Source organism: Rhizobium sp. BK008, from assembly GCF_014197345.1.
Classification (GTDB): Bacteria; Pseudomonadota; Alphaproteobacteria; order Rhizobiales; family Rhizobiaceae; genus Rhizobium; species Rhizobium anhuiense.
In genome coordinates this window covers 1-14,437 of sequence record NZ_JACIFK010000014.1, presented here as the reverse complement: position 1 = coordinate 14,437, position 14,437 = coordinate 1, and the positions used below count along the sequence as shown (strand labels likewise).

At 61.8% G+C, this 14,437-nt stretch carries 10 protein-coding genes; 8 read left to right on the top strand and 2 right to left on the bottom strand.

From position 1 onward, the window contains the following. Positions 1-7 precede the first annotated feature (7 nt). Positions 8-865, top strand: a complete 858-nt coding sequence (locus tag FHT69_RS32645) for a carbon-nitrogen hydrolase family protein (protein ID WP_097545264.1) — start codon at positions 8-10, stop codon at positions 863-865. Then, positions 862-1,290, top strand: coding sequence for a DUF1178 family protein (locus FHT69_RS32640; protein ID WP_047619951.1), 429 nt, complete (start codon positions 862-864; stop codon positions 1,288-1,290). The genes FHT69_RS32645 and FHT69_RS32640 overlap by 4 nt, the downstream gene beginning before the upstream one ends. Positions 1,291-1,345: 55 nt before the next feature. Here FHT69_RS32640 and ubiG read toward each other — a convergent pair whose 3' ends face one another. Beyond that, complete coding sequence (gene ubiG / locus FHT69_RS32635) at positions 1,346-2,092, bottom strand: bifunctional 2-polyprenyl-6-hydroxyphenol methylase/3-demethylubiquinol 3-O-methyltransferase UbiG (RefSeq protein WP_097545265.1); 747 nt, start codon at positions 2,090-2,092, stop codon at positions 1,346-1,348. A gap of 298 nt (positions 2,093-2,390) precedes the next feature. On the opposite strand from ubiG, the gene FHT69_RS32630 reads away from it, so the two are divergent. From FHT69_RS32630 to clpB, 6 genes are all read left to right on the top strand, one after another. Beyond that, positions 2,391-3,665: an aspartate kinase gene (locus tag FHT69_RS32630; RefSeq protein WP_047619953.1), complete on the top strand. Its 1,275-nt coding sequence runs from the start codon at positions 2,391-2,393 to the stop codon at positions 3,663-3,665. Positions 3,666-3,754: 89 nt separating this feature from the next. Beyond that, positions 3,755-6,022, top strand: coding sequence for a phosphoenolpyruvate--protein phosphotransferase (gene ptsP, locus FHT69_RS32625; RefSeq protein WP_047619955.1), 2,268 nt, complete (start codon positions 3,755-3,757; stop codon positions 6,020-6,022). Positions 6,023-6,051: 29 nt separating this feature from the next. Beyond that, positions 6,052-7,131 (top strand): peptide chain release factor 1, encoded by a 1,080-nt coding sequence (gene prfA / locus FHT69_RS32620; RefSeq protein ID WP_127431884.1) that lies wholly within the window; start codon positions 6,052-6,054, stop codon positions 7,129-7,131. Then, positions 7,128-7,988, top strand: a complete 861-nt coding sequence (prmC, locus tag FHT69_RS32615; protein WP_183904653.1) for a peptide chain release factor N(5)-glutamine methyltransferase — start codon at positions 7,128-7,130, stop codon at positions 7,986-7,988. Before prfA ends, prmC begins: the two co-directional genes overlap by 4 nt. A gap of 343 nt (positions 7,989-8,331) precedes the next feature. After that, positions 8,332-9,066, top strand: a complete 735-nt coding sequence (locus FHT69_RS32610; protein WP_168334066.1) for a DUF4167 domain-containing protein — start codon at positions 8,332-8,334, stop codon at positions 9,064-9,066. Positions 9,067-9,317: 251 nt separating this feature from the next. Beyond that, positions 9,318-11,918, top strand: coding sequence for an ATP-dependent chaperone ClpB (gene clpB / locus FHT69_RS32605; protein WP_168334065.1), 2,601 nt, complete (start codon positions 9,318-9,320; stop codon positions 11,916-11,918). A 113-nt stretch (positions 11,919-12,031) separates the two neighbouring features. Here the strand turns inward: clpB and FHT69_RS32600 are convergent, their stop codons facing one another. Further along, positions 12,032-13,972, bottom strand: coding sequence for a M23 family metallopeptidase (locus tag FHT69_RS32600; protein ID WP_028757565.1), 1,941 nt, complete (start codon positions 13,970-13,972; stop codon positions 12,032-12,034). Positions 13,973-14,437: the final 465 nt, after the last annotated feature.

The following is a 14,437-nucleotide window of genomic DNA, read 5'->3' as shown; positions in this document are numbered from 1 at the left end:
CAAATCGATGAGCTTCAAGGCCGCCGCCATCCAGATGTGTTCCGGGGTCGATCCGGTGAAAAACGCCGCAGCCATGGCGCGGCTGGTGCGCGAGGCCGCCGCAGAGGGCGCGATCTATGTGCAGACGCCGGAGATGACCGGCATGTTGCAGCGCGATCGCGCGGCGGCGCGCGCCGTGCTTGCCGACGAGGCGCATGACATCATCGTCAAGACCGGCTCGGAGCTCGCCGCCGAACTCGGCATCCACGTGCATGTCGGCTCGACGGCAATCGCCCTTGCCGACGGCAAAATCGCCAATCGCGGTTTCCTCTTCGGTCCCGACGGCCGAATCCTCAATCGCTACGACAAGATCCATATGTTCGACGTCGACCTCGACAATGGCGAGAGCTGGCGTGAAAGTGCCGCCTATACGGCCGGCTCGGAGGCCCGTGTTCTGTCGCTGCCCTTTGCCGAAATAGGTTTTACGATCTGCTACGACGTGCGGTTTCCCACGCTCTTCCGCGCCCAGGCGATTGCCGGCGCCGAGGTGATGACGGTTCCCGCCGCCTTCACCAAACAGACCGGCGAGGCGCATTGGGAGATTCTGCTCAGGGCACGCGCGATCGAGAACGGTGTCTTCGTCATCGCCGCCGCACAGGCCGGCCGGCATGAGGACGGCCGCGAGACTTTTGGCCATTCGATGATCATCGATCCCTGGGGCACGGTGCTGGCGTCGGCCGGCGCCACCGGCGAGGCCATTATCGTTGCCGAGATCGATCCCAGTGCGGTCAAAACCGCGCATGACAAGATCCCGAACCTGAGGAATGGCCGGGAATTCTCGGTCGAGAAGATTGCGGGGGCAGTCGCAGGAGGCGTCGCCGCTTGATCCGCTATTCTCTCACCTGTGACAATGCCCATGAATTCGAAGGCTGGTTTTCCGAAAGCGCCGATTTCGACCGTCAGGTCGCGACCGGCTTCCTGACCTGCCCCGTCTGTCATTCCGCTGCTATTTCCAAGCTGTTGATGGCGCCTTCGGTGTCGACGGCGCGGAAGAAGGACGAGATCCAGACATTGGCGATGGATGCCATGCGCCAGGAGGCCCTGCGGAAGCTGAAAGAGGCGGTCGCGGCCGTCAAGGCCAATTCCGAGGATGTCGGCACGCAGTTTCCCGAGGAAGCCCGCAAGATCCATTATGGCGAGGCGGATGCTCGCGGCATCATCGGCCAGGCGACTTTCGACGAGGCGCAGGCACTCCTCGAAGAGGGCATCGAGATCGCAGCCATTCCGGTTTTGCCGGAAGACGTGAACTGACGCAGTCCGCGCGGCCTGCTGCAATGGCTACCTGCATGTGGCGCCTGCCCTGGACTTACGCCGGCCGCTTTGCCAGCAGCATATAATTGACGTCCATATCGTTGGACAGGTTCCATTGGTTCGACAGTGGGTTGAAGAAGACGCCGGTGCGGTCGGTGATCTCGAGGCCGCTTGCCGCCAGCGGCTTTTCCAGCTCTTCCGGGCGCACCAGCTTTTCATATTGATGCGTGCCGCGCGGCAGCCAGCGCAGAATGTTTTCGGCGGCGAAGATGGCGAGCGCGGCCGCCTTCATCGTGCGGTTGATGGTGGCAACGAAAATCAGACCGCCGGGGCGGACCATTTTCGCGCAGGTCGTCATGAAAAATTCGACGTCGGCGACGTGTTCGACCACTTCCATGTTCAAGACGATATCGAAGGTCTCGCCGGCGTCGGCGAGCTCCTCGGCAGTGACGGCGCGATAATCGACCGAAACGCCTGATGCCTTGGCATGGGTAGAGGCGATGCCGATATTCTTCTCGGACGGATCGGCGCCGGTGACGGAGGCGCCCATGCGGGCGACAGGTTCGGACAGGAGGCCGCCGCCGCAGCCGATATCGAGCACCCGCAGGCCTTCGAGCGGGCGGGCGCTTTTCGGATCACGGCCGAAATTCTCGCAGGCCTTGTCTCTTATGTAGGTAAGCCGGACGGGATTGAACTTGTGTAGCGGCCTGAACTTACCGGTCGGGCTCCACCATTCCGCCGCCATCGCCGAGAAGCGGTCCACTTCGCCCTGGTCGATCGTGCTTCTGGCGCCTTCCGTCATCGTCCACTCCTTCATTCGCTCAATGTGAAGTCGGACGATCGACGGCATAAGTCAAGGGGCGTGGATCAGCGGACTGACGAGCGCGGAGCCGCCCGCCAACAGCTTTTATCGCGTGCGCTTGCCTACCCCCGCCAAACTCGCTAAGAGACGCCGCAACTTGGGGCCTTTTGGGGCCTGGGCTTTTAGAGCGGTTCCAGAAGTTGGGAATCCGGCTCTTTGGCCAGGCGGTCCGCCCCAGAGCTTTCGTGATGCCGGGTTCGGTTTTCCGCTGTCCCGGCGCCAGTCGTGGTAGAGGCATATGGCACGCATCGTAATGAAATTCGGCGGCACATCCGTCGCTGACCTGGACCGCATCAAGAACGTTGCCCGCCACGTAAAACGCGAAGTCGATGCCGGGCACGAGGTGGCGGTGGTCGTCTCGGCCATGTCCGGCAAGACCAATGAACTGGTCGGCTGGGTGCAAGGCACGCCGAAGGTGATCGGTGCCAATTCTCCGTTTTACGATGCGCGGGAATATGATGCGGTGGTCGCATCCGGCGAGCAGGTGACCTCCGGGCTGCTGGCGATCGCATTGCAGGCGATGGATATCAATGCGCGGTCCTGGCAGGGATGGCAGATCCCGATCCACACCGACAACGCCCATGGCGCGGCGCGGATCATGGAGATTGACGGCTCCGACATCGTCAAGCGGATGGGCGAGGGGCAGGTTGCCGTCATCGCCGGTTTCCAGGGGTTGGGACCCGACAACCGTATCGCGACGCTCGGGCGCGGCGGATCGGACACGTCCGCCGTCGCGATCGCGGCAGCTGTCAAAGCGGATCGCTGCGATATCTATACCGATGTCGACGGCGTCTACACCACCGACCCGCGTATCGTGCCGAAGGCGCGCAGGCTGAAGAAGATCGCCTTCGAAGAAATGCTGGAAATGGCCTCGCTCGGCGCCAAGGTGCTGCAGGTGCGCTCGGTCGAGCTTGCCATGGTGCATAAGGTGCGCACCTTCGTGCGCTCGTCATTCGAAGATCCCGATGCTCCGGGCATGGGCGATCTGTTGAACCCGCCCGGAACGCTGATTTGTGACGAGGATGAAATCGTGGAACAGGAAGTAGTCACCGGCATCGCCTATGCCAAGGATGAGGCTCAGATCTCGCTTCGCCGTCTTGCCGACCGGCCGGGCGTTTCCGCAGCGATCTTCGGACCGCTCGCCGAATCCCATATCAATGTCGACATGATCGTCCAGAATATCTCCGAGGACGGGTCGAAGACCGACATGACCTTCACCGTCCCTTCAGGCGACGTCGAGAAGGCGATCAAGGTGCTCGGCGACCATAAGGAGAAGATCGGCTACGATGTCGTGCAGAACGAATCGGGGCTGGTGAAAGTATCGGTCATCGGCATCGGCATGCGCAGCCACGCGGGCGTTGCCGCGACCGCATTTCGTGCACTTGCCGAAAAAGGCATCAACATCAAGGCGATCACGACCTCCGAGATCAAGATTTCCATCCTGATCGACGGTCCCTATGCAGAACTCGCTGTCAGGACTTTGCATTCCTGCTACGGTCTGGATAAGAATTGATTCCCAGTGGGCGGCCTGCCCCTTCAGGTTGAGGAGACGAGGGCCGGCCCGCCGGGACTGAGTGCGTTGTTTCGGGAGCTTGAGACGCCATGAGAGACCTTTCCGGCGGTCCACGCGTGCTGCTCAGGCGGCTGCGCGAGTTGATGGCGGAGCCGCTGGAGCCGCAGGATCGTCTTGACCGGATCGTCCGCCAGATCGCCGGCAACATGGTGGCGGAAGTCTGCTCTGTCTACGTGCTGCGCGCCGACGGCGTCCTCGAACTCTATGCAACCGAAGGTCTCAACCGCGAGGCCGTGCATCTGGCGCAACTGAAGATGGGGCAGGGCCTCGTCGGCACGATCGCAGCCTCGGCCCAGCCGCTGAACCTTTCCGACGCGCAGTCACACCCTGCTTTCCGTTACCTGCCGGAAACGGGCGAAGAGATCTACCATTCCTTCCTTGGTGTGCCGATTCTCCGAACCGGGCGCTCGCTCGGCGTTCTCGTCGTCCAGAACAAGGCGAGCCGCAACTATCGCGAGGAAGAGCTGGAAGCGCTCGAGACGACGGCGATGGTGCTGGCCGAGATGATCGCCACCGGCGAGCTCAAGAAGATCACCAAGCCGGGCCTCGAACTCGACCTGACGCGTTCGGTGACCGTCGACGGCGACACCTATAATGACGGCATCGGCCTCGGTTACGTCGTGCTGCACGAGCCGCGCATCGTCGTCACCAACCTGCTCAACGAGGATGCCGAGAAGGAAATCCGACGGCTGGCCGAAGCCATGGGCTCGCTCCGGATCTCGATCGACGACATGCTGTCGCGTCGCGACGTGTCGATGGAAGGCGAACACCGCGAGGTGCTCGAAACCTATCGTATGTTCGCGCATGATCAGGGCTGGGTGCGCAAGCTCGAGGAGGCGATCCGCAACGGCCTGACGGCGGAAGCGGCGGTCGAGAAGGTGCAGAGCGATACCAAGGCGCGGATGATGCGCCTGACGGATCCGTATCTGCGCGAACGCATGCACGATTTCGAGGATCTGGCGAACCGGCTGCTCAGACAGTTGACGGGTTATACCGGGCGGACGACGGCCGAGGGTTTCCCCAGCGACGCGGTCATTCTGGCGCGCGCCATGGGGGCGGCCGAATTGCTCGATTATCCACGTGCCAATGTGCGCGGGCTGGTGCTGGAAGAAGGCGCGGTGACGAGCCATGTGGTGATCGTCGCGCGCGCCATGGGCATTCCGGTCATCGGCCAGGCAGCCGGCGTCGTGGCGCTCGCCGAGAACGGCGATGCCGTGATCATCGATGCCGACGAGGGGCATGTGCATCTGCGGCCGATGGCCGATCATCGGCGTTCCTACGAGGAAAAGGTCCGCTTCCGTGCCAGACGGCAGGAGCAGTTCCGGGCGCTGCGCGCCGTCGAGCCGGTGACGAAGGATGGGCAGCGGATAGCGCTGATGATGAATGCGGGGCTGCTGGTCGACCTGCCGCAGCTTTCGGAATCGGGCGCCGAGGGCATCGGCCTCTTCCGCACCGAACTGCAGTTCATGATCGCCTCCACCATGCCGAAGGCGGATGAGCAGGAGCAGTTCTATCGCAATGTGATAAAACAGGCGGCGGGCCGCCCCGTCACCTTCCGCACGCTCGATATCGGCGGCGACAAGGTCGTGCCCTATTTCCGCGGCCATGAGGAAGAAAATCCCGCCCTCGGCTGGCGCGCCATCCGGCTATCGCTCGATCGGCCGGGACTATTGCGCACCCAGCTGCGCGCCCTATTGAAGGCGTCGGCCGACACCGAACTGAAGCTGATGGTGCCGATGGTGACCGAGGTTTCGGAGCTGAAGATCGTGCGCGAGCTGTTGCAGAAGGAAGTGCAGCACCTCTCGCGCTTCGGTCACGGGCTGCCGCGCAAGCTGCAATTCGGAGCGATGCTGGAGGTGCCTGCACTGCTCTGGCAGCTTGACGAACTGATGGAGGCGGTGGATTTCGTTTCGGTCGGTTCGAACGACCTCTTCCAGTTCTCGATGGCGGTCGATCGCGGCAATGCGCGGGTCTCGGATCGCTTCGATCCGCTCGGCAAACCATTCTTGCGCATCCTGCGCGATATCGTGCGCGGGGCGGATCGGAACAAGACGCCGGTGACGCTATGCGGCGAACTCGCCAGCAAACCGATCTCGGCGATGGCGCTGCTCGGTATCGGCTTCCGCTCGATCTCGATGTCGCCGGCCTCGATCGGACCGGTGAAGGCGATGCTGCTCGGGCTCGATGTCGGGGCGCTGGCCAAGGTGATGGACGAGGTGCTGGACGATCACCACGCCGTGATGCCGATGCGCGAGGTGCTTGCCCGCTTCGCCGAGAGCCACAATATTCCCCTTTAGACAGAGATTAAGAAGAATCGGAGTGAAGGGTGGCGAAGCTTCCCGTTGAAAAAATGCGCGAGCTGGAGCGCCGTTTCGGCGAGATCGAGGCGCGCATGTCGGCTGGCCCGGCTGCCGATGTCTATGTGAAGCTCGCATCCGAATATTCCGAGCTGCAGGCCGTCGTGACGCAGATCCGCGCCTATGAGAAGGCGGTCGCCGAGCTTGCCGATCTCGAAACGCTGCTGGCGGATAAATCGGTCGACCGCGAGATGCGCGACCTCGCCGAGCTGGAACTGCCGGAGGTGAAAGAGCAGATCGAGACGCTCGAACAGGACATGCAGATCCTGCTTTTGCCGAAGGATGCAGCGGACGAAAAGAGTGCGATCCTCGAAATCCGCGCCGGCACCGGCGGCTCGGAAGCGGCCCTTTTTGCCGGCGATCTCTTTCGCATGTACGAGCGTTTCGCCGCGGAAAAGGGCTGGAAGGTGGAAGTTCTCTCGGCAAGCGAGGGCGAAGCCGGCGGCTATAAGGAAATCATCGCGACGATCACCGGCAGGGGCGTTTTCGCCAAACTGAAATTCGAATCCGGCGTACATCGCGTGCAGCGCGTGCCGGAAACCGAGGCGGGCGGACGCATCCATACGTCGGCGGCAACGGTTGCGGTGTTGCCGGAGGCCGAGGAGATCGACATCGAGATCCGGCCGGAGGATATCCGCATCGATACGATGCGCTCTTCGGGTGCGGGCGGCCAGCACGTCAATACGACGGACTCGGCGGTGCGCATCACCCACCTGCCGAGCGGCATCGTCGTCACCAGCTCGGAAAAGTCGCAACACCAGAACCGCGCCAAGGCGATGCAGGTGCTGCGCTCCAGGCTCTACGATGCCGAGCGGCAGCGGGCTGACAGCGAGCGCTCTGCCGATCGCAAGAGCCAGGTCGGCTCCGGCGACCGCTCGGAACGCATCCGCACCTATAATTTCCCGCAGGGTCGGGTGACGGACCATCGCATCAACCTGACACTCTACAAGCTCGACCGGATGATGGAAGGCGAGATCGAGGAGGTCGTCGATGCGCTGATGGCCGATTACCAGGCAAGCCAGCTGGCACAGCTCGGCGAACAGCAATGAGCTCGACGATCGCCGATATGCTTGCCGAAGCGCGCCGTCGCTTCACCGAAGCAGGTATCGTCGATCCGGCGACCGATGCGCGGCTGCTGGTCGCGGGCCTTCTGAAATTGTCGCCGACCGAGCTGTTGACGCGATCGGCCGAGAGACTTTCTCCCGAGCGGTCCGAGCTGATCTTCAAGGCGGTGGAGCGGCGGCTCGGCCATGAGCCGGTGCATCGCATTCTCGGCGAGCGGGAGTTCTACGGCTTGCCGCTTCGGCTCTCGGCGGAAACGCTGGAGCCGCGGCCGGATACAGAAATCCTGGTCGATACGGTGCTCGGCTATCTCCGCAACCTTGCAAAAGCTGAAGGCGGTCTCCATATCCTTGATCTAGGAACCGGGACCGGGGCAATATGCCTTGCGCTTTTGAGCGAGTGTCCTGATGCGTCAGGTGTCGGCAGCGACATATCGGCGGATGCGCTTTTGACGGCAAGATCGAATGCAGAAAGAAACGGATTGCTGGATCGGTTTCAGGCCATACAGTCGAGATGGTTCGAGAGCATCGAAGGGTCCTTTCACGCGATTGTCTCAAATCCGCCCTATATTGCGTCCAATGTTATTCACGATCTCGCTCCCGAAGTGACGAAATTTGATCCACTTGCGGCCCTGGATGGCGGCCCGGATGGGCTTGACGCCTACAAAGCCATAGCCAAGGATGCGGCAAGGTTCATGAGACCCGATGGGTTCGTCGGACTGGAGATCGGCTACGATCAGCGAAACGATGTGACGGCGATCTTTGAAGCGAAAGGCTTCAAGTGCCTCAAATCCGTGAAAGATTATGGTCAGAACGACAGGGTGCTCGTGTTCGCGCTCGCGTGACAGGCGATAATTGCTGCACTGGACAGGACATTATTGTTATTGCGAAGAAAAGGCTTGGATTTCCCAGGGAAGCAATATAGGTTGCGGTTACGTGTTGGGCAGATAGGAATGAACGAGATTCGTTCGGTACTTGGTTTGCCTCGGGGGTCCGCTCTTTTAAATGAGAGTTTCAACGGTTGAACACGACCCAATGCGTGAATCAGTCAAACTGACTTGAGAACCAAGCGGCAGGTCGGCGCAAAGGCGCAGTATGCTCGCGGCACAAAGGTCCTGACCCGGTTTTCCGGTCATGGCGGTTGGTGCCATGTATCCATCACAAACAGAGAATTCAGGTGAACGATCTATGAGGCCAGGACAGCAGAACAAGCGCGGTCGAGGGCGTGGTAACAACAATAATAACAACGGCGGCGGTGGAAATAACAATAACAACAATTTCAACCGCAAGGGCGGCAATCCGCTGACCCGGACCTATGACAGCTCCGGCCCCGATGTGAAGATTCGCGGTACTGCGCAGCATATCGCCGAAAAATACGCGCAACTCGCCCGCGACGCGCAAAGTTCCGGCGACCGCGTGATTGCCGAGAACTATCTCCAGCACGCCGAACATTACAATCGTATCATCGCCAGCGCCCAGGCGCAGATGCAGGAGCGCTTCCAGCGCGACGATCGCGGCGATTACAATGATCGCGACGGTGCGGACCGCGACGGCGACGATATGGATAACAACGACAATGACGGTGACGACGTCGTTATCGTCCAGCCGCCGCAGAGCAGGCAGCATCAGCCGCGGCCGCAGCCTGAGTCCCAGCCCCAGCCGACTCCTGCTCCGGCGCCGGTAGTGTCCCAGGCCGAGGTCATCGATGGAACCGGCCCGCAGCCGGAGATCGAAGGTATACCGGCCGAAGTCGCCATGGACGAGGAAGGTTCGGGCGGCCAGCCGCGCGAACGCCAGCCTCGCCGTCGCAGCACCGGCAACCGTCCCCGTCGCCCGCGTCGCGGCGCAGAAGGGGAAGCCGCCGCTGAAGGCGAGGGTGCCTCTGCCGAGGCGCCGGTGCTGGCTGACGTCGCATCGGAATGAGGATTTCGCTTCTCCTTCAGGGGAGAGCGTGAGGCTCGTGCCATCTGTTCGAATTGCCTTTAAAATCCCCGGTCTCGCGCCGGGGATTTTCGTTTTATGGGCTTTAAACTCGCAGAACAGGCTACCATATTCTCCTCGAACTGCTTCGCCCGAAATCCCAGACGGGCAAAGCGCGGCCTGCCTTTTCAGGGGGTCGATCTCAATCATCGGTCTGCGCCTCGTCAGGGCAGGGCGATCCATGGAGGTAGAATATGAATATCGAGAAATATTCCGAGCGGGTGCGCGGTTTCATCCAGTCCGCCCAGACTTATGCGCTGGCGCAAGGTCACCAGCAATTCACGCCCGAACATGTGCTGAAAGTCCTGCTCGACGACGATCAGGGCATGGCGGCCTCGCTGATCGAGCGCGCCGGCGGCGATGCCAAGGCGGCCCGCCTTGCCAACGACGCGGCTTTGGCCAAGCTGCCGAAAATTTCCGGCGGCAACGGCAACATCTATCTGGCGCAGCCGCTCGCCAAGGTGCTTTCAACAGCCGAAGAGGCGGCGAAGAAGGCCGGTGACAGCTTCGTCACCGTCGAGCGCCTGCTGCAGGCGCTGGCGATCGAATCCTCGGCCTCGACCTTTTCGACGCTGAAGAACGCAGGCGTGACGGCCCAGGGCCTCAACCAGGTCATCAACGACATCCGCAAGGGGCGGACGGCGGATTCCTCCAATGCCGAGCAGGGTTTCGATTCGCTGAAGAAGTTCGCACGCGATCTCACCGCCGAAGCCCGCGAGGGCAGGCTCGACCCGGTGATCGGTCGCGACGACGAAATCCGCCGCACCATCCAGGTGCTTTCGCGCCGCACCAAGAACAATCCTGTGCTGATCGGCGAACCCGGTGTCGGCAAGACGGCGATCGTCGAAGGCCTGGCGCTGCGCATCGTCAATGGCGACGTGCCGGAATCGCTCAAGGACAAGAAGCTGATGGCGCTCGACATGGGCGCGCTGATTGCCGGTGCGAAATACCGCGGCGAATTCGAGGAGCGGCTGAAGGCCGTACTCAACGAAGTGCAGGCGGAGAACGGCGAGATCATCCTGTTCATCGACGAGATGCACACGCTGGTGGGCGCCGGCAAGGCGGATGGGGCGATGGACGCCTCCAACCTCTTGAAGCCCGCCCTTGCCCGCGGTGAGCTGCATTGCGTCGGCGCGACCACGCTTGATGAATATCGCAAACATGTCGAGAAGGATCCGGCCCTTGCCCGCCGCTTCCAACCCGTCGTCGTTGACGAACCGACGGTCGAAGACACGATCTCGATCCTGCGCGGCCTGAAGGAAAAATACGAGCAGCATCACAAGGTGCGCATCGCCGATGCGGCGCTAGTGGCCGCGGCGACACTTTCCAACCGCTATATAACCGACCGTTTCCTGCCCGACAAGGCAATCGACCTGATGGACGAAGCGGCAGCGCGGCTGCGCATGCAGGTGGATTCCAAGCCGGAAGAGCTCGATGAACTCGACCGCCGCATTATCCAGCTGAAGATCGAACGCGAGGCCCTGAAGAAGGAAACCGACGTTGCCTCGGCCGACCGGCTGAAGCGGCTGGAGACCGAACTCACCGACCTCGAAGAAGAGGCCGATGCGCTGACGGCCCGCTGGCAGGCGGAAAAGCAGAAGCTCGGCCTTGCCGCCGATCTCAAGAAGCAGCTCGACGATGCCCGTAACGAACTGGCGATCGCCCAGCGCAAAGGCGAGTTCCAGCGTGCCGGCGAGCTGACTTACGGCGTCATTCCGGATCTAGAAAAGCAGCTCGTCGATGCCGAGAAGCAGGATGGCGATCGCGGCGCGATGGTGCAGGAGGTGGTAAGCCCCGACAATATCGCTCACGTCGTTTCCCGCTGGACCGGCATTCCGGTCGACAGGATGCTGGAGGGCGAACGCGACAAGCTGCTGCGGATGGAAGACGAATTGGCGAAATCGGTGATCGGCCAGGGTGATGCGGTTCAGGCCGTGTCGCGCGCCGTCCGCCGCGCGCGCGCCGGCCTGCAGGATCCGAACCGGCCGATCGGCTCGTTCATCTTCCTCGGTCCGACCGGCGTCGGCAAGACGGAGCTCACCAAGGCGCTCGCCCGCTTCCTCTTCGACGACGAAACGGCGATGGTGCGCATGGATATGTCGGAATATATGGAGAAACACTCCGTTGCCCGTCTGATCGGCGCGCCTCCCGGCTATGTCGGTTATGACGAAGGCGGAGCGCTGACGGAAGCCGTGCGCCGCAGGCCCTATCAGGTCGTGCTGTTCGACGAGATCGAAAAGGCGCATCCCGACGTCTTCAACATCCTGCTGCAGGTGCTGGACGACGGACGCCTGACGGACGGCCAGGGCCGGACCGTCGATTTCCGCAACACGATGATCATCATGACCTCGAACCTCGGTGCCGAATATCTGACGCAGCTGAGGGACGGCGACGACAGCGATACGGTTCGCGAGCAGGTGATGGAGGTCGTGCGCGGGCATTTCCGGCCGGAATTCCTGAACCGCATCGACGAGATCATCCTCTTCCATCGCCTGAAACGTGAGGAGATGGGCGCGATCGTCGATATCCAGCTGAAACGGCTGGTGGCTCTGCTTTCCGAGCGCAAGATCGTCATCGATCTCGACGAAGACGCCCGCCATTGGCTGGCGAACAAGGGTTATGATCCGGTCTACGGCGCAAGGCCGCTGAAGCGGGTGATCCAGAAGTTCGTGCAGGATCCGCTCGCCGAGCAGATCCTGTCCGGCCAGGTGCCGGACGGATCGACGGTGAAGGTGACGAGCGGTTCGGACCGGCTGCAGTTCAAGACGCGGCAGACGGTGAGCGAAGCGGCGTAAACCGGTTTGCGGATGAATGAGGAATGGCGGCTTCGGCCGCCATTTTTCGTCTGGGGTGCGATCGGCGACCGGGATGATCAGCGTGTAGGCAGTTCAAAGGACGCTGTCGGAGATTATTTGCTGGCCACCTGGTCTGACGTCTGGTTGTTCAGCAGCGTATCGATGCGCTTGCGCTCGTCCTCGAATTTCGCCAGCGCCTCGCCTTGCAGCGATTTGCCGCCCGGCAGACGGATGCGCAGCGGGTCGACCTTCGTGCCGTTGACGATCAATTCGTAATGCAGGTGCGGGCCGGTGGATTCGCCTGTGGTGCCGACCCAGCCGATCACCTGGCCCTGGCGGATCTTGGCGCCGGGGACGACGCCCTTGGCGATGGCGCTCTGGTGGTTGTAGGAGGATTCATAGCCGTTGGCATGGCGGATAATCGTCTGGTTGCCGTAACCGCCGGAATCCCAGCCGGCTTTCTCGACCGTGCCGTTGCCGGCGGCGATGATCGCCGTGCCGCGCGGCGCTGCCCAATCGACACCTGTGTGCATGCGGGCGAAACCGAGGATCGGGTGACGGCGCATGCCGAAGCCCGATTTGAAGATGCCGTTCGGAACCGGGTTGCGCAGCAGGAACTGGCGGATGCTCTTGCCGTTCTCGTCGAAATAATCGACCGTGCCGTCATCGGGATCCTGGAAGCGATAGAAGCGCGTCTGCGTATCGCCGAAACGGGCGTTGACGTAGAGCAGTTCGGAATCCTCGGTCGCCTGGCCGGCGCTGTCGGCGACGGAGAAGAAGGCCTCGAGACTGTCGGTCGTCCTTAGCTGCGCCTGGAAATCGACGTTGCTGGCGAGCAGCTTGATGATCAGCGCCGTCATATCCTTGGTCATGCCGTAGGAAAGGGCAGCGCGATAGATGCCGTCATAGACGCGCGGCAGGTTCTGGCCGGGAGGCGGCGCGAAGGAATTATCATCGAAAGCGGTGGCGATGGCATCCAGCATCGGCGGCTCGCTGCCGGGCACGTATCTGCCCTTGTCGTCGACGGCCACGGTGACGAGATGGCGCGTGCCGCGATAGACGCTGGCGCGGATGATCTTGGCCTGTTCGCCCTTCTGAATGATGCCGATGCGCAGCACGTCGCCCTTATCGAGATCGGTGGACCCCAGTTGCTGCGAGATAAAGCCGGCAATGCCATCGGCATATTGCTGCGGATAGCCTGAATCCGTCAGCGCCTTGGCGATCGGCGTGTCGATGCGCACCGGCAGGATGTCGTCGGCGAACTCTTCGGTCTGCGGTGTGATCGATTCCGATGCGGAGACCGTCATGTTCTGTTCGAGCACACGGGCGGACAGGCCGGCGGTCAGATCGACATCGGCATCCTCGTTGGAGAAACGGCGCGGATCGACGTAATAAAGCGCTGCGAGCTGCGTGTTGCCGTCGGTCAGCACCGAGCCGTTGGAGCGTACGTTCTCTTCGACCTCTTCGAGCGACAGGCCGGACGCCATCTGCATGCTGGTCTTGCCGGTCGGGAAGGGAATGGTCTTCAGACTGACTTCGGATTCGACGTCGGAGCCGTAAAGCGCGCCGGTGCGGCTTTGCGGGGCGGGTTGCGGCTCGTCGGCGGAAAAGATCGCCAGGGGATCGAAGTCCGGATAGTCCTCGGTCGCCACGTGGTTGGCGGCCAGCGTCATCTTCACATGCGCGAAGGGCTGGCGGCGCACGACTTCCTTTTCGCCGTCATGGACGACGGTCGAAACTTCCATGATGGCACGGTCGGACGGTTTTGCGGCGATGGCGGGCGCGATCAGCCGGCCGCCGCGGACCACTGTCGTATCCTCATGCGCGTCTGTCGCGGCACTTGCATAGGCTTCGGCGGGGATCGCCAGCTGCTGGCGCCCGTCAAGGGCGGCAAAAAGGGCGACACCCATGAGCACGGACGATGTGATGCCGGTGAGGAACGTGCCCGAGAGCCAGCGCAGGGAAACTTCGCGCCGGTCAGGCGCGCGTCTGCCGTCGGCCAGAAGCGGAGGCTCGTTGCCCAACGAGCGGATCATCATTTTCTCCGTCATCATGGCAGTCGGGTCCGCGTCCTTACATCAGGCGTCTCAGAGAGCATTTCTTAGCCATCCTGGCTGGGGCGAAAGATGTGCATATTTTAAGCATGGAAGTCAAATCACCCGGGAAAAGGCAGTCTGCCTGCATTTGCCTGTGTGAATCGTGTGTCTCTTAAGACCAGCAGATTGTGATGATGTCGGGGCGCAGGAGACAAAAGAGCGTTCTTTCCACGAAAAGTCGAAAGACGTTCATCTTTTCCTGAGGGTTTAAGGCCGATCGGAATCCGGGAAATGACCGCATCTGGGTATCTCCTGGAATTTGATCTGAAAAAACAATGACATGAAAGAAATATCACTTTTTTCGAAATGGCCTGTTGACTGCTTGGGAGGGTTAGTTCTATAAGCCCCCTCACTGAACGAGGGCGGCGGCGCTGCTGGCGACGAAGTCTTTCGTTCTAAAGAACCTCAAGCGGATTGGCGGAT

Coding starts and splice junctions, on each gene's coding strand:
- FHT69_RS32600 (WP_028757565.1), bottom strand. CDS start 13,972: ATGATGACGGAGAAAATGATGATCCGCTCGTTGGGCAACGAGCCTCCG.
- clpB (WP_168334065.1), top strand. CDS start 9,318: ATGAATATCGAGAAATATTCCGAGCGGGTGCGCGGTTTCATCCAGTCC.
- ptsP (WP_047619955.1), top strand. CDS start 3,755: ATGAGAGACCTTTCCGGCGGTCCACGCGTGCTGCTCAGGCGGCTGCGC.
- ubiG (WP_097545265.1), bottom strand. CDS start 2,092: ATGACGGAAGGCGCCAGAAGCACGATCGACCAGGGCGAAGTGGACCGC.
- prmC (WP_183904653.1), top strand. CDS start 7,128: ATGAGCTCGACGATCGCCGATATGCTTGCCGAAGCGCGCCGTCGCTTC.
- FHT69_RS32630 (WP_047619953.1), top strand. CDS start 2,391: ATGGCACGCATCGTAATGAAATTCGGCGGCACATCCGTCGCTGACCTG.
- FHT69_RS32645 (WP_097545264.1), top strand. CDS start 8: ATGAGCTTCAAGGCCGCCGCCATCCAGATGTGTTCCGGGGTCGATCCG.
- FHT69_RS32610 (WP_168334066.1), top strand. CDS start 8,332: ATGAGGCCAGGACAGCAGAACAAGCGCGGTCGAGGGCGTGGTAACAAC.